The following is a 15,513-nucleotide window of genomic DNA, read 5'->3' as shown; positions in this document are numbered from 1 at the left end:
GCGGGCATTACCTGCCCCACTCCCCTTCGCGTCACGTGTTATTCGGTTTCCAGATCGATATCGATACCGAGCGAACGGATCTCTTTGATCAACACGTTGAAGGACTCGGGCATGCCCGGCTCCATACGGTGATCGCCATCCACGATGTTCTTGTACATCTTGGTACGGCCGTTCACGTCGTCCGACTTCACTGTGAGCATTTCTTGCAGGGTGTATGCCGCGCCGTATGCTTCCAGCGCCCACACTTCCATCTCCCCGAAACGCTGACCACCGAACTGCGCCTTACCACCCAGCGGCTGCTGGGTAACCAGGCTGTAGGAACCAGTGGAACGCGCGTGCATCTTGTCGTCCACCAAGTGGTTCAGCTTGAGCATGTACATGTAACCAACGGTCACAGGACGCTCGAACTTGTTGCCGGTACGGCCATCGAACAGCACCATCTGGCCGCTCTCTGGCAGGTCGGCCAGCTTCAGCATGGCCTTGATCTCGCGCTCCTTGGCACCGTCGAAGACCGGGGTAGCCATTGGCACGCCCTTCTTCAGGTTGTGGGCCAGGGCCAGGATCTCTTCGTCGGTGAACTCGTCGAGGTTTTCCTGACGACCGCCGATCTCGTTGTAGACCTCGGTCAGGAACACGCGCAGCTCAGCGGCCTTGCGCTGCTCTTCGATCATGCGGTCGATCTTCTCGCCCAGCCCCTTGGCCGCCAGGCCCAGGTGGGTTTCGAGGATCTGACCAACGTTCATACGCGAAGGTACGCCCAGCGGGTTCAGTACGACGTCGACCGGAGTACCGTTGGCGTCGTGCGGCATGTCTTCAACCGGCATGATGACCGAGACAACACCCTTGTTACCGTGACGACCGGCCATCTTGTCACCCGGCTGGATGCGACGGCGGATTGCCAGGTAGACCTTGACGATCTTCAGTACGCCCGGTGCCAGGTCATCACCCTGCTGCAGCTTGCGCTTCTTGTCTTCGAACTTGTCGTCCAGCAGACGGCGACGATCGACGATGTACTGCTGAGCCTTTTCCAGCTGCTCGTTCAGTGCATCTTCAGCCATGCGCAGTTTGAACCACTGGCCGTGCTCCAGACCGTCCAGCACTTCGTCAGTGATCACGGTGCCTTTCTTCAGGCCCGCGCCACCGTCGACCACCTGGCCGTTCAGGGCGGAACGCAGACGTTCGAAGGTTGCACCTTCGACGATGCGGAACTCTTCGTTGAGGTCCTTGCGGATCTCGTCCAGCTGCATCTTCTCGATGGCCAGGGCGCGGCTGTCGCGCTCGACGCCATCACGGGTGAAGACCTGTACGTCGATGACGGTACCCTTGGTGCCGGTCGGCACGCGCAGGGAGGTGTCCTTAACGTCGCTGGCCTTCTCACCGAAGATCGCGCGCAGCAGTTTTTCTTCCGGAGTCAGCTGGGTTTCGCCTTTTGGCGTAACCTTGCCGACCAGGATGTCGCCAGCGCCGACTTCGGCACCCACGTAGACGATACCGGCTTCGTCCAGCTTGTTCAGTGCGGCTTCACCCACGTTCGGGATGTCCGCAGTGATTTCCTCTGGGCCAAGCTTGGTGTCACGCGCCACACAGGTCAGTTCCTGAATGTGGATGGTGGTGAAACGGTCTTCCTGGACAACACGCTCGGACAGGCAGATGGAGTCTTCGAAGTTGAAGCCGTTCCACGCCATGAACGCGATGCGCATGTTCTGACCCAGTGCCAGTTCACCCATGTCGGTGGACGGGCCGTCGGCCATGATATCGCCACGCTGAACCTTGTCACCCTTGCTCACCAGCGGACGCTGGTTGATGCAGGTGTTCTGGTTCGAACGGGTGTACTTGGTCAGGTTGTAGATATCCACACCTGCTTCGCCGGTTTCCACTTCGTCGTCGGCAACGCGAACAACGATACGGCTGGCATCGACCGAATCGATCACACCACCGCGGCGAGCAACCACGCAGACACCGGAGTCACGGGCAACGTTGCGCTCCATGCCGGTACCTACCAGCGGCTTGTCGGCACGCAGGGTCGGCACAGCCTGACGCTGCATGTTCGAACCCATCAACGCACGGTTGGCGTCGTCGTGCTCGAGGAACGGAATCAGCGACGCAGCGACCGAAACAACCTGCTTCGGCGAAACGTCCATCAGGGTGACGTCTTCCGGCGCCTTGACGGTGAATTCGTTCAGGTGACGAACAGCTACCAGCTCATCGATCAGCTGCTTCTTCTCGTTCATCGCGGCCGAAGCCTGGGCGATGACGTGATCCGCTTCTTCAATGGCCGACAGGAACACGATGTCGTCGCTGACCACGCCTTCCTTCACCACGCGATACGGGCTTTCCAGGAAGCCGTACTGGTTGGTGCGGGCATAAGCTGCCAGGGAGTTGATCAGACCGATGTTCGGACCTTCAGGGGTCTCGATCGGGCACACGCGGCCATAGTGGGTCGGGTGTACGTCACGGACTTCGAAGCCGGCACGCTCACGGGTCAGACCGCCTGGGCCGAGTGCGGAGACGCGGCGCTTGTGGGTGATCTCGGAGAGCGGGTTGTTCTGGTCCATGAACTGGGACAGCTGGCTGGAGCCGAAGAACTCTTTCACCGCCGCCGCAACCGGCTTGGCGTTGATCAGGTCTTGAGGCATCAGGCCTTCGCTTTCCGCCATCGACAGGCGTTCCTTGACCGCGCGCTCGACGCGCACCAGGCCAACGCGGAACTGGTTCTCGGCCATCTCGCCGACGCAACGTACACGACGGTTACCCAGGTGGTCGATGTCGTCGACGATGCCTTTGCCGTTACGGATGTCGACCAGGGTCTTCAGAACCTCGACGATATCTTCCTTGCTCAGCACGCCCGAACCTTCGATCTCGGTACGACCGATACGACGGTTGAACTTCATGCGGCCAACGGCGGACAGGTCGTAACGCTCGGCGCTGAAGAACAGGTTGTTGAACAGAGTCTCGGCAGCATCCTTGGTTGGCGGCTCGCCAGGACGCATCATGCGGTAGATCTCGACCAGCGCTTCCAGCTGGTTGCTGGTGGTGTCGATCTTCAGGGTGTCGGAGATGAACGGACCGCAATCGATGTCGTTGGTGTACAGGGTCTCGATACGGACGACCTGTGCCTTGGCGACCTTGATCAGCAGTTCGGTGGTCATCTCGGTGTTGCATTCGGCCAGGATCTCGCCGGTAGCCGGATGCACGATAGCCTTGGCGGTAGTACGGCCCAGGACGTATTCCATGGGAACGTCCAGCTGCTTGACGCCGGCCTTCTCGAGCTGGTTGATGTGGCGCGCGGTAATACGGCGGCCTTGCTCGACGATGACTTTACCGGTTTCGTCATGGATATCCATGACCGCAACCTCACCACGCAGACGCTGCGGCACCAGTTCCAGGCTGAGTTTCTCGCCGGAAATGTGGAAGACGTTGGTGGTGTAGAAGGTGTTCAGCACTTCTTCAGTGCTGTAACCCAGGGCACGCAGCAGCACCGAGGCCGGCAGTTTGCGGCGACGGTCGATACGTACGAACACGCAGTCCTTCGGGTCGAACTCGAAGTCCAGCCAGGAACCGCGGTAAGGGATGATGCGAGCGGAGTACAGCAGCTTGCCGGAGCTGTGAGTCTTGCCACGGTCGTGGTCAAAGAACACACCAGGCGAACGGTGCAGCTGGGAAACGATCACACGCTCGGTACCGTTGATAACGAAGGTACCGTTCTCAGTCATCAGGGGGATTTCACCCATGTAGACTTCTTGCTCTTTGATGTCCTTGATCGCTTTGTTCGACGATTCCTTGTCGAAAATGATCAGGCGCACCTTGACCCGCAGTGGGACCGCGAAGGTCACGCCACGCAGGACACATTCCTTCACATCGAAGGCGGGTTCGCCCAGGCGATAGCCTACGTACTCCAGGGCAGCATTGCCGGAGTAGCTGATGATCGGGAATACCGATTTGAAGGCCGCGTGCAGGCCGACGTCGCGGAACTGATCCTTGGATGCTCCCGCTTGCAGGAATTCGCGATACGAATCCAGCTGGATGGCCAGGAGGTAAGGCACATCCATGACGTCCGGCAACTTGCTAAAGTCCTTGCGGATACGTTTTTTCTCAGTGTATGAGTAAGCCATCAGCGTTCCCCAGCTTGGTCACCTGCTTGTTTGGCTTCTCCCGGCGGGAGCAGCCAGAAAATCGTGCAAACCCCTTGGTTTGCGCCACCCACATGGGTGTCTTGCAGCTTGTTATCGGGGCCGGCCTGACCGGCCACCAATAACGGAAAAAGGCCGGTGGCATAAGCCACCAGCCATCAGCCCTTCGCTCAACGCTCGGACTGGAGTCGCAAGGTCGAGATTACTTCAGCTCGACTTTAGCGCCAGCTTCTTCCAGCTTCTTCTTCGCGTCTTCAGCGGCTTCTTTCGAAACGCCTTCAGCGATAACCTGAGGAGCGCCGTCGACTTTCTCTTTGGCTTCTTTCAGGCCCAGACCGGTCAGTTCACGAACGGCCTTGATCACGTTTACTTTCTTGTCGCCAGCTTCGGTCAGAACGACGTTGAACTCGGTCTGCTCTTCAGCAGCAGCGGCAGCAACAGCTGGGCCAGCAGCAACAGCGGCAGCAGCGGTAACGCCGAAGGTTTCTTCCATCGCTTTGATCAGTTCAACAATTTCCAGAACGGTTTTCTGGCCGATCGCTTCGATGATTTGTTCGTTAGTCAGAGACATGACTTAAATCCTGTATTGGGGTGACAGCCTACGCAGCCATCAAATTAAACGTATGATTTTGAAAGAGTTGCGCGTGCCTTAGGCAGCAGCAGCTTCTTTCTGGTCGCGCAGAGCTGCCAGGGTACGAGCCAGCTTGCTGGTTGCACCTTGGATTACGCTCATCAGCTGTGCGATAGCCTCGTCGCGAGTTGGCAGGGTTGCCAGCACGTCGATCTGGTTAGCGGCAAGGAACTTGCCGTCAAACGCAGCTGCCTTGATCTCGAACTTGTCCTGACCCTTGGCGAACTCTTTGAACAGACGAGCAGCAGCGCCCGGGTGTTCGTTGGAGAAAGCAATCAGGGTCGGGCCTTTGAACGCGTCGTTGAGGATCGAGAATTCGGTGCCTTCAACAGCGCGCTTCAGCAGGGTGTTACGTACGACACGTACGTAAACGCCAGCTTCGCGGGCCTCTTTACGGAGTCCGGTCATTGCGCCTACAGTCACACCACGGGCATCAGCCACGACAGCGGACAGAGCGACTTTGGCAGCCTCGTTGACTTCAGCGACGATGGCCTTCTTGTCTTCGAGTTTAATTGCCACGGGTTTACTCCTGGTTTTTACCGTTTCATCTGGCCGAAGCCGGATGTCGTTTTGGTGTCTGATTCGGTAACGAATCGGGAGCACCATCTGCGTGGGCTGGGGTTTTAAGGCTTGCGCCGCCTACGGTCTTGGATAGCCCCCGCCAGGCAGGGACCCCAATTTTTGCTGGTGGCGCGACAGGTCGCGCCACCATGTTCTTACACGTTCAGCGAGCTCTGATCGATGACCAGACCTGGGCCCATGGTGGTGCTCAGGGTAACGCGCTTGACGTAGATACCTTTCGAGGAAGCTGGCTTGATACGCTTCAGGTCAGCGATCAGGGCTTCAACGTTTTCCTTCAGCTTGCCAGCTTCAAAGCCGATCTTGCCAACGGAGGTGTGGATGATACCGTTCTTGTCGGTACGGTAGCGAACCTGACCAGCCTTGGCGTTCTTGACGGCGCCGGCTACGTCTGGGGTCACGGTACCAACTTTCGGGTTAGGCATCAGGCCGCGAGGACCCAGAACCTGACCCAGCTGACCTACAACGCGCATGGCATCAGGCGATGCGATGACGACGTCATAGTTCAGGTCGCCGCCTTTCATTTCGGCAGCCAGATCGTCCATACCTACGCGGTCAGCGCCGGCAGCCAGAGCAGCTTCAGCAGCTGGACCCTGGGTGAAGACAGCAACGCGAACGGTCTTGCCAGTGCCGTGTGGCAGCACGGTAGCGCTACGTACGACCTGGTCGGATTTACGCGGGTCAACACCGAGGTTAACGGCGATGTCGTAGGACTCTACGAACTTGGCAGCTGGCAGCGAAGCCAGCAGAGTGGCCGCTTCTTCGAAGTTGTAGGCCTTGCCTGCTTCGATTTTCTCGGCGATTGCCTTTTGGCGTTTGGTCAGCTTAGCCATTACACACCCTCCACGTTCAGGCCCATGCTGCGGGCAGAGCCAGCGATGGTGCGTACAGCAGCGTCCAGGTCAGCGGCAGTCAGGTCAGCCTGTTTGGCTTTCGCGATGTCTTCCAGCTGAGCACGGGTAACGGTACCGACTTTAACGGTGTTCGGACGAGCCGAACCACTGGTCAGGCCAGCAGCTTTCTTCAGCAGAACCGAGGCAGGGGTGCTCTTGGTCTCGAAGGTGAAGCTACGGTCGCTGTAGACAGTGATGATCACAGGAGTCGGCAGACCGGCTTCTTGACCCTGGGTACGGGCGTTGAAGGCCTTGCAGAATTCCATGATGTTCACACCGTGTTGACCCAGTGCTGGACCAACGGGTGGGCTAGGGTTGGCCTGGCCGGCCTTAACTTGCAGCTTGATGTAAGCCTGAATCTTCTTAGCCATGAGCTACTCCAATATCGGGTACGAACGCCTGATGGCTCCCCGGATGACTTGCGTTTTATCCCAGTGACGACAAAACCCCGCAGCACACAGGGCTGCGGGGTATGGGATGCTTCGTCCGCCTAGACCTTTTCGACCTGGCTGAACTCGAGCTCCACCGGAGTAGAGCGACCGAAAATGAGCACTGCAACCTGCAGGCGGCTCTTCTCGTAGTTAACCTCTTCGACACTACCATTGAAGTCAGCAAACGGACCGTCAATGACTCGAACCACTTCACCCGGCTCGAACAGCGTCTTCGGCTTCGGCTTGTCGCTACCGTCAGCAACGCGACGCAGGATAGCCTCAGCTTCTTTATCAGTGATTGGCGCAGGCTTGTCTGCGGTACCACCAATAAAGCCCATCACACGAGGGGTGTCCTTGACCAAGTGCCAAGTCCCTTCGTTCATCTCCATCTGGACCAGTACATAGCCAGGGAAGAATTTACGCTCACTCTTGCGCTTCTGGCCGTTGCGCATTTCGACGACTTCTTCGGTCGGGACCAGGATCTCGCCGAAACCGTCTTCCATGCCAGCCAGCTTGACGCGCTCGATCAGGGAGCGCATTACATGCTTCTCGTAACCCGAGTAAGCATGCACAACATACCAACGCTTAGCCACGGGACACCTTTAGCCAACGATCAAGGAGACCGCCCAGCCGAGCAGGGAATCAAGACCCCACAGCAGCAGTGCCATAACCAGCACGACAGCCACGACAATCAGCGTGGTCTGGGTGGTTTCCTGGCGGGTCGGCCACACGACTTTACGAATCTCGGTACGAGCTTCCTTCGCCAGCGCAAAGAACGACTTGCCCTTCGCAGTCTGCAGAGCTACAAAGCCCGCGACAGCAGCCAGGACGAGAAGTGCGAGAACGCGATACAGGATCGGGGATGCGGAGTAATACTGATTACCCACTACGCCGACAACCACCAAAGCCACTACAGCCAGCCACTTGAACAGATCAAAACGCGATTCTTGGGCTTCAGTTTTGGGAGTCATCGAGGAGGATCCTGTGAGAAGAAAGCCATCACACCGAGGTGAAATGGCAGGTCAGGAGGGAATCGAACCCCCAACCTACGGTTTTGGAGACCGTCGCTCTGCCAATTGAGCTACTGACCTGTAACGCTGTATCAGGCCGGCCATTATACCGGCCTGATCAAGTAAATCAACTACTTATTCAATAATTTTTGCTACGACGCCGGCGCCGACGGTACGACCGCCTTCACGGATAGCGAAGCGCAGACCGTCTTCCATTGCGATGGTCTTGATCAGGGTAACAGTCATCTGAATGTTGTCACCTGGCATTACCATTTCAACGCCTTCCGGCAGCTCGCAGTTACCGGTCACGTCAGTGGTACGGAAGTAGAACTGAGGACGGTAGCCTTTGAAGAACGGAGTGTGACGACCGCCTTCTTCCTTCGACAGAACGTAGACTTCTGCGGTGAACTTGGTGTGCGGCTTGACCGAACCTGGCTTGACCAGAACCTGGCCACGCTCAACGTCGTCACGCTTGGTACCACGCAGCAGAACGCCGCAGTTCTCGCCAGCACGGCCTTCGTCCAGCAGCTTGCGGAACATCTCAACACCGGTGCAGGTGGTGGTGGTGGTGTCACGCAGACCAACGATTTCCAGCGGATCCTGAACGCGGACGATACCACGCTCGATACGACCGGTTACAACGGTACCACGACCCGAGATCGAGAATACGTCTTCGATCGGCATCAGGAACGGCTGGTCAACGGCACGAACTGGCTCAGGGATGTAGGCATCCAGAGTTTCTACCAGCTTCTTGACAGCGGTAGTACCCATTTCGTTGTCGTCTTTGCCTTCCAGGGCCATACGAGCCGAACCGATGATGATCGGGGTGTCGTCGCCTGGGAAGTCGTAGGTGGACAGCAGGTCGCGAACTTCCATCTCGACCAGTTCCAGCAGTTCAGCGTCGTCTACCAGGTCAGCCTTGTTCAGGAAGACCACGATGTACGGAACGCCTACCTGACGGGACAGCAGGATGTGCTCACGGGTTTGTGGCATCGGACCATCGGCGGCCGAGCAAACCAGGATCGCGCCGTCCATCTGAGCAGCACCGGTGATCATGTTCTTCACGTAGTCAGCGTGACCTGGGCAGTCAACGTGAGCGTAGTGACGAATGTTCGAGTTGTACTCGACGTGAGCGGTGTTGATGGTGATACCGCGCGCTTTTTCTTCCGGAGCCGAGTCGATCTTGTCGAACTCAACGACTGCCGAACCGAAAACTTCGGAGCAGACGCGAGTCAGAGCTGCGGTCAGAGTGGTCTTACCGTGGTCAACGTGGCCGATAGTGCCGACGTTAACGTGGGGAAGGGAACGATCAAACTTTTCCTTAGCCATCGATACAATCCTCCGCAGAAGAAATAGTCTTGCGCTGATAAAACAAAGGCAGATATTTTCATATCTGCCTTGTTTATATGGAGCTCTTGAGCGGACTTGAACCGCTGACCTCACCCTTACCAAGGGTGTGCTCTACCAACTGAGCTACAAGAGCGAAACACTTTGTGCAAAATCCAGCAAACTTGGAGCGGGTAGCGGGAATCGAACCCGCATCATCAGCTTGGAAGGCTGAGGTTCTACCACTAAACTATACCCGCGGAGCTTGCGGCTCTCGCTAAAACTGGTGGAGGGAGAAGGATTCGAACCTTCGAAGCTCTCGCAACGGATTTACAGTCCGTCCCCTTTGACCGCTCGGGAATCCCTCCAGATGTGGCCGGCATTCTATTTGTCTGCCGCCCTAGTGTCAAGCGTTTTTTCAAATTTTTTCAATCAAATCTGAAACTTAGCTGCTTTGACACCGCTTCCAGTTCTACCACCTGAGTGGTGTTCCCTGTGAAGCGGGCGCCATTCTATCAAGCTATTCGCCAGTTGCAATACCCTGGCAGAAAATAATTTTGTGTTTTAAGTCTTTGAAATCGTTGGAAAGACTCACGATGACGGTTTGATCCAGCAATCGCTCGCTTTCCGGGGCAACCTTGAGCCAACGACCATCTGCTCCAGGCAGCTGCCCCACTATAGGCTGCGTGGCAATGTCCAGGCTCAAGAGGCGCTGACGCAGTGCATCGAGCTGCCCCTGTGCCATTGCACCACCCACTACCAGGCACTCATCCCGGCGCTTGGGTGGTGCCGACACACCCGTTTCACGCAACAGGCGAATCTCTTGCTGACTACCCTTGTACAGCGACAGGGGCGCGACCTCCTTGACCTTCAGCGGGGCTTCCTGCTGATGCCACACGTAATAAAAGACGTTGAGCACCAGTAACAGCAGAAACAACCAACGCATAGGCACCTCAATTCAATGGGCAGGCCATGGCCAGGCCTACGAAAACCAGGTCAGGCACGACACGCGCCTGCGGCACGGCCTCCCTTACCAGCGGCGCATCGCCGCCCTGTAAGGAATACCGTGAAATTCTCCCCCCACAATGCACGCGCCTGCTCGAGCTGGGTACGCGCAAAACCCTGCAGCATCAATACGCAACCGCGCTCGACAGCTTCGACAGTCGAGCGCCCTGGCGCCAAACTGGCCAACGCACGCTCGGCGGAGGCATCGTCATAACGGATACGCCGGGTGTGGGTACGCAACTGGCTACGCATCAATGGCATGCCTGGGCAGATGTAGCCACCCAGGTGCTCACCGTCCGCCGCAACGAAATCCGCTTTTGCAGCGGTGCCCAGATCAATGACCAGGCAGGCGCCCTTGGCAAGGTGATATGCGCCCAGGGCCGCCAACCAACGGTCCATGCCCAGACGCTGGTAGTCGACATAACCATTGCGCACACCCGCCATTTCCTGGGCTGGGTGCGCCACCCGCGCCTGCACTGCAAACGCCTGGGCAATCATCGCGCACAGAGCGTCGTTTTCCGCCTCACTGCGTACACTGACAATGCGGCAGCCGGTAAGATGCACCGCGGGCAGTGCAGCCACTTCGGCCACCAGCGCCTGATCGGAATCGACGATACCGCCACTTTCAATCGCCGCATCAGTGACGTGGATTACTCGCCACTTGATAAAGCTGTTACCGCAATCGAGCTCAAGAATCATCACGCAACCTCAAACTGAGCTCACCACCACTGAAGCTCTTTTCCACCCCGTCCACCTCAAGGCGCAAGCCGCCCTGCCCGTCGACGCCAAGCACCACGCCATCAATGCGCGTACTACCTGCAACCAGAGAAACCTTGCGCCCCTGCCAGAGGTGCGCCTGCTCCCATTCTTCCTGGAATGCGGCAAAGCCGTAACGTCGATGTCGTGCCAATTCGTGCTGCAACTGCTGACTGAGCATTGCCGCCAACCGGTTACGGTCGATTGTCGCACCCACTTCACGACGCATCGAGGTCCACACTTGGTCGACCTGGTCGTTGGCCTGCATGTTCACATTGATGCCAATACCCAGCACTACATGACAGACATCCGCCGGGTCGCCCACCAATTCCAGGAGAATGCCGGTGATCTTCTGCTCCCGAACGAGGACATCGTTGGGCCATTTGAGCCCCACATCCTTTACGCCAAACGCCTGCAGGGTACGCATTACCGCCAACCCCACCACCAAGCTCAAGCCTTCAAGCTGGCGCATGCCGCCATCCACACGAAGCACCAGGCTGTAATAGAGGTTTTCAGCGAACGGGCTGACCCATTGCCGACCGCGGCGACCACGGCCAGCGCTCTGGCGCTCGGCCAGGACAAGAAACGGAGCGGTCTGCCCCGCCCCGGCGAGCCGCAGGCCTTCGGCGTTGGTCGAATCGATGGTTTCATGAATGAAAACGGGCCACTGCTCGCCTTCGGCAAAACCGGCGATCGCCTGGGCATCGAGCAAAGCCAGTGGCGCCGCCAGCTGATAGCCGCGCCCCCGAACCTTGTGAATGGTGAGGTTCAGTTCACTCTCCAGGTGCTGCAGCTGCTTCCAAACGGCGCTGCGACTCACCCCGAGGGCCGCCCCCAGAGCTTCTCCGGAATGGAACCGGCCATCCTTGAGGAGATTCAACAACTTCAGCATGCCAGTCTCGACTTGGAATAAGGCAGGCATGATAGCTATGGGCTGTTGGCTTGCATAGGTAAAGGGCCTACCAACGGCGGCGAACGGCCCATGTAGGAGCGCGACTGTTTTTCCGCCACAAAGACAAAACCCCTACCTGCATGCGCAGATAGGGGTTTTGCGAAATGAATCTTGACGATGACCTACTCTCACATGGGGAAACCCCACACTACCATCGGCGATGCATCGTTTCACTGCTGAGTTCGGGATGGGATCAGGTGGTTCCAATGCTCTATGGTCGTCAAGAAATTCTGTTGCCAGAATGCCTTTTGAACACTCTTGGCTAATTCGGATATGTGATTTTGTGAAGTTGCGAACTTTCGGTTCTTTCGTCTTCACCACCACAATTTGGCTTTCGTGCGCAAATTGCTTGGGTGTTATATGGTCAAGCCTCACGGGCAATTAGTATTGGTTAGCTCAACGCCTCACAGCGCTTACACACCCAACCTATCAACGTCGTAGTCTTCGACGGCCCTTCAGGGGATTCAAGATCCCAGTGAGATCTCATCTTGAGGCAAGTTTCCCGCTTAGATGCTTTCAGCGGTTATCTCTTCCGAACATAGCTACCCGGCAATGCCACTGGCGTGACAACCGGAACACCAGAGGTTCGTCCACTCCGGTCCTCTCGTACTAGGAGCAGCCCCTCTCAAATCTCAAACGTCCACGGCAGATAGGGACCGAACTGTCTCACGACGTTCTAAACCCAGCTCGCGTACCACTTTAAATGGCGAACAGCCATACCCTTGGGACCGGCTTCAGCCCCAGGATGTGATGAGCCGACATCGAGGTGCCAAACACCGCCGTCGATATGAACTCTTGGGCGGTATCAGCCTGTTATCCCCGGAGTACCTTTTATCCGTTGAGCGATGGCCCTTCCATACAGAACCACCGGATCACTAAGACCTACTTTCGTACCTGCTCGACGTGTTTGTCTCGCAGTCAAGCGCGCTTTTGCCTTTATACTCTACGACCGATTTCCGACCGGTCTGAGCGCACCTTCGTACTCCTCCGTTACTCTTTGGGAGGAGACCGCCCCAGTCAAACTACCCACCATACACTGTCCTCGATCCGGATAACGGACCTGAGTTAGAACCTCAAAGTTGCCAGGGTGGTATTTCAAGGATGGCTCCATGAGAACTGGCGTCCCCACTTCAAAGCCTCCCACCTATCCTACACAAGCAAATTCAAAGTCCAGTGCAAAGCTATAGTAAAGGTTCACGGGGTCTTTCCGTCTAGCCGCGGATACACTGCATCTTCACAGCGATTTCAATTTCACTGAGTCTCGGGTGGAGACAGCGCCGCCATCGTTACGCCATTCGTGCAGGTCGGAACTTACCCGACAAGGAATTTCGCTACCTTAGGACCGTTATAGTTACGGCCGCCGTTTACCGGGGCTTCGATCAAGAGCTTCGCTTGCGCTAACCCCATCAATTAACCTTCCGGCACCGGGCAGGCGTCACACCCTATACGTCCACTTTCGTGTTTGCAGAGTGCTGTGTTTTTAATAAACAGTCGCAGCGGCCTGGTATCTTCGACCGGCATGGGCTTACGGAGCAAGTCCTTCACCCTCGCCGGCGCACCTTCTCCCGAAGTTACGGTGCCATTTTGCCTAGTTCCTTCACCCGAGTTCTCTCAAGCGCCTTGGTATTCTCTACCTAACCACCTGTGTCGGTTTGGGGTACGGTTCCCAGTTATCTGAAGCTTAGAGCTTTTCTTGGAAGCATGGTATCAACCACTTCGTCGCCTAGAGGCAACTCGTCATCAGCTCTCGGCCTTGAAATCCCGGATTTGCCTAAGATTCCAGCCTACCACCTTAAACCTGGACAACCAACGCCAGGCTGGCCTAACCTTCTCCGTCCCTCCATCGCAATAACTGGAAGTACAGGAATATTAACCTGTTTTCCATCGACTACGCTTTTCAGCCTCGCCTTAGGGACCGACTAACCCTGCGTCGATTAACGTTGCGCAGGAAACCTTGGTCTTTCGGCGTGCGAGTTTTTCACTCGCATTGTCGTTACTCATGTCAGCATTCGCACTTCTGATACTCCTCCAGCAAGCTTCTCAACTCACCTTCACAGGCTTACAGAACGCTCCTCTACCGCGTCATCAAAGATGACACCCGTAGCTTCGGTGCATGGTTTGAGCCCCGTTACATCTTCCGCGCAGGCCGACTCGACTAGTGAGCTATTACGCTTTCTTTAAAGGGTGGCTGCTTCTAAGCCAACCTCTAGCTGTCTAAGCCTTCCCACATCGTTTCCCACTTAACCATGACTTTGGGACCTTAGCTGACGGTCTGGGTTGTTTCCCTTTTCACGACGGACGTTAGCACCCGCCGTGTGTCTCCCATGCTCGGCACTTCCAGGTATTCGGAGTTTGCATCGGTTTGGTAAGTCGGGATGACCCCCTAGCCGAAACAGTGCTCTACCCCCTGGAGTGATACATGAGGCGCTACCTAAATAGCTTTCGAGGAGAACCAGCTATCTCCGAGCTTGATTAGCCTTTCACTCCGATCCACAGGTCATCCGCTAACTTTTCAACGGTAGTCGGTTCGGTCCTCCAGTCAGTGTTACCTAACCTTCAACCTGCCCATGGATAGATCGCCCGGTTTCGGGTCTATACCCAGCGACTAAACGCCCTATTAAGACTCGCTTTCGCTACGCCTCCCCTATTCGGTTAAGCTCGCCACTGAATATAAGTCGCTGACCCATTATACAAAAGGTACGCAGTCACCTAACAAAGTAGGCTCCCACTGCTTGTACGCATACGGTTTCAGGTTCTATTTCACTCCCCTCTCCGGGGTTCTTTTCGCCTTTCCCTCACGGTACTGGTTCACTATCGGTCAGTCAGTAGTATTTAGCCTTGGAGGATGGTCCCCCCATATTCAGACAAAGTTTCTCGTGCTCCGTCCTACTCGATTTCATTGACAAGAGATTTTCGTGTACGGGGCTATCACCCACTATGGCCGCACTTTCCAGAGCGTTCCACTAATCTCAAATCAACTTAAGGGCTGGTCCCCGTTCGCTCGCCACTACTAAGGGAATCTCGGTTGATTTCTTTTCCTCAGGGTACTTAGATGTTTCAGTTCCCCTGGTTCGCCTCTTGCACCTATGTATTCAGTACAAGATACTCAGCTTATGCTGAGTGGGTTCCCCATTCAGAGATCTCTGGATCACAGTCTGTTTGCCGACTCCCCAAAGCTTATCGCAGGCTACCACGTCTTTCATCGCCTCTGACTGCCAAGGCATCCACCGTATGCGCTTCTTCACTTGACCATATAACCCCAAGCAATCTGGTTATACTGTGAAGACGACATTCGCCGAAAATTCGCACGTTGCGCTTTCGCGCAGAACTCACAAATTTTTACCTTAGCCTGATTAACCAGCAGTGAAACTGGTCATCAGTCTATATCTATCACATATCCGAATTTTTAAAGAACGGTCTGACAAAAGCCAGAAATCAACATTCGATGCGAATGTTCATTTCCAGGTTCTGATCAGGAACAACACAAGACCTGTTCAAGGCCCTGATCGTCTTCAACCATGAATCAAGCAATTCGTGTGGGAGCTCATCAGCAGGCTGATGTCGTCGATTAAGGAGGTGATCCAGCCGCAGGTTCCCCTACGGCTACCTTGTTACGACTTCACCCCAGTCATGAATCACACCGTGGTAACCGTCCTCCCGAAGGTTAGACTAGCTACTTCTGGTGCAACCCACTCCCATGGTGTGACGGGCGGTGTGTACAAGGCCCGGGAACGTATTCACCGCGACATTCTGATTCGCGATTACTAGCGATTCCGACTTCACGCAGTCGAGTTGCAGAC

The 15,513-nt window shown here is 56.2% G+C and carries 10 protein-coding genes, 4 tRNA genes, 3 rRNA genes and 1 pseudogene (1 of these 18 running past the window's edge); all 18 read right to left on the bottom strand.

Annotated elements, in window-relative coordinates; translation table 11 throughout:
- Positions 1 to 38: 38 nt before the first annotated feature.
- Positions 39 to 4,112, bottom strand: coding sequence for a DNA-directed RNA polymerase subunit beta (gene rpoB, locus QIY50_13015; protein ID WGV22976.1), 4,074 nt, complete (start codon positions 4,110 to 4,112; stop codon positions 39 to 41).
- A 220-nt stretch (positions 4,113 to 4,332) separates the two neighbouring features.
- Positions 4,333 to 4,701, bottom strand: coding sequence for a 50S ribosomal protein L7/L12 (gene rplL, locus QIY50_13010; GenBank protein ID WGV22975.1), 369 nt, complete (start codon positions 4,699 to 4,701; stop codon positions 4,333 to 4,335).
- A 78-nt stretch (positions 4,702 to 4,779) separates the two neighbouring features.
- Entirely contained in the window at positions 4,780 to 5,280 is a 501-nt protein-coding gene (gene rplJ, locus QIY50_13005; GenBank protein ID WGV22974.1) for a 50S ribosomal protein L10, read from the bottom strand.
- A 197-nt stretch (positions 5,281 to 5,477) separates the two neighbouring features.
- Positions 5,478 to 6,173 carry a 50S ribosomal protein L1 gene (gene rplA / locus QIY50_13000; GenBank protein WGV22973.1) on the bottom strand — a complete coding sequence of 232 codons (696 nt, stop codon included), beginning with the start codon at positions 6,171 to 6,173 and terminating at the stop codon, positions 5,478 to 5,480.
- A complete protein-coding gene (gene rplK, locus QIY50_12995) occupies positions 6,173 to 6,604 on the bottom strand; it encodes a 50S ribosomal protein L11 (protein WGV22972.1) in 432 nt (143 codons plus the stop codon). Before rplK ends, rplA begins: the two co-directional genes overlap by 1 nt.
- A gap of 119 nt (positions 6,605 to 6,723) precedes the next feature.
- The gene (gene nusG, locus QIY50_12990) at positions 6,724 to 7,257 is read right to left on the bottom strand and encodes a transcription termination/antitermination protein NusG (GenBank protein ID WGV22971.1); all 534 of its coding nucleotides are present in this window, start codon (positions 7,255 to 7,257) and stop codon (positions 6,724 to 6,726) included.
- Between the two features lie 9 nt (positions 7,258 to 7,266).
- A complete protein-coding gene (secE, locus tag QIY50_12985) occupies positions 7,267 to 7,635 on the bottom strand; it encodes a preprotein translocase subunit SecE (protein ID WGV22970.1) in 369 nt (122 codons plus the stop codon).
- A gap of 44 nt (positions 7,636 to 7,679) precedes the next feature.
- Positions 7,680 to 7,755: transfer RNA gene (locus QIY50_12980), tRNA-Trp, on the bottom strand.
- A 54-nt stretch (positions 7,756 to 7,809) separates the two neighbouring features.
- Entirely contained in the window at positions 7,810 to 9,003 is a 1,194-nt protein-coding gene (tuf, locus tag QIY50_12975; GenBank protein WGV22969.1) for an elongation factor Tu, read from the bottom strand.
- A 78-nt stretch (positions 9,004 to 9,081) separates the two neighbouring features.
- Positions 9,082 to 9,157, bottom strand: a tRNA-Thr gene (locus tag QIY50_12970).
- 29 nt (positions 9,158 to 9,186) lie between these two features.
- Positions 9,187 to 9,260 (bottom strand) — tRNA-Gly (locus QIY50_12965).
- 24 nt (positions 9,261 to 9,284) lie between these two features.
- Positions 9,285 to 9,368: transfer RNA gene (locus tag QIY50_12960), tRNA-Tyr, on the bottom strand.
- A 152-nt stretch (positions 9,369 to 9,520) separates the two neighbouring features.
- Positions 9,521 to 9,946 carry a hypothetical protein gene (locus tag QIY50_12955; protein ID WGV22968.1) on the bottom strand — a complete coding sequence of 142 codons (426 nt, stop codon included), beginning with the start codon at positions 9,944 to 9,946 and terminating at the stop codon, positions 9,521 to 9,523.
- Positions 9,947 to 9,953: 7 nt separating this feature from the next.
- Positions 9,954 to 10,704: pseudogene (locus QIY50_12950) on the bottom strand (pantothenate kinase).
- Complete coding sequence (gene birA, locus QIY50_12945; GenBank protein ID WGV22967.1) at positions 10,694 to 11,653, bottom strand: bifunctional biotin--[acetyl-CoA-carboxylase] ligase/biotin operon repressor BirA; 960 nt, start codon at positions 11,651 to 11,653, stop codon at positions 10,694 to 10,696. The pseudogene QIY50_12950 and the gene birA overlap by 11 nt, the downstream one beginning before the upstream one ends.
- Positions 11,654 to 11,822: 169 nt before the next feature.
- Positions 11,823 to 11,938, bottom strand: a 5S ribosomal RNA gene (gene rrf, locus QIY50_12940).
- A gap of 135 nt (positions 11,939 to 12,073) precedes the next feature.
- Positions 12,074 to 14,964 (bottom strand): 23S ribosomal RNA (locus QIY50_12935).
- A 318-nt stretch (positions 14,965 to 15,282) separates the two neighbouring features.
- A 16S ribosomal RNA gene (locus tag QIY50_12930) occupies positions 15,283 to 15,513 on the bottom strand; it runs 1,305 nt beyond the window's last position.
- The 16S, 23S and 5S rRNA genes sit together here, the layout of an rRNA operon.

Origin of the sequence: Pseudomonas putida, from assembly GCA_029953615.1 — a bacterium.
GTDB lineage: Bacteria > Pseudomonadota > Gammaproteobacteria > Pseudomonadales > Pseudomonadaceae > Aquipseudomonas.
The sequence above is the reverse complement of the archived record's forward strand: the minus strand, read 5'-3'. Positions and strand labels throughout refer to the sequence as shown.

Excerpts from the sequence above, each read along its gene's own strand:
- rpoB (WGV22976.1), bottom strand. The coding sequence starts at position 4,112 with ATGGCTTACTCATACACTGAGAAAAAACGTATCCGCAAGGACTTTAGC.
- rplL (WGV22975.1), bottom strand. The coding sequence starts at position 4,701 with ATGTCTCTGACTAACGAACAAATCATCGAAGCGATCGGCCAGAAAACC.
- rplA (WGV22973.1), bottom strand. The coding sequence starts at position 6,173 with ATGGCTAAGCTGACCAAACGCCAAAAGGCAATCGCCGAGAAAATCGAA.
- rplK (WGV22972.1), bottom strand. The coding sequence starts at position 6,604 with ATGGCTAAGAAGATTCAGGCTTACATCAAGCTGCAAGTTAAGGCCGGC.
- secE (WGV22970.1), bottom strand. The coding sequence starts at position 7,635 with ATGACTCCCAAAACTGAAGCCCAAGAATCGCGTTTTGATCTGTTCAAG.
- tuf (WGV22969.1), bottom strand. The coding sequence starts at position 9,003 with ATGGCTAAGGAAAAGTTTGATCGTTCCCTTCCCCACGTTAACGTCGGC.
- QIY50_12955 (WGV22968.1), bottom strand. The coding sequence starts at position 9,946 with ATGCGTTGGTTGTTTCTGCTGTTACTGGTGCTCAACGTCTTTTATTAC.
- birA (WGV22967.1), bottom strand. The coding sequence starts at position 11,653 with ATGCTGAAGTTGTTGAATCTCCTCAAGGATGGCCGGTTCCATTCCGGA.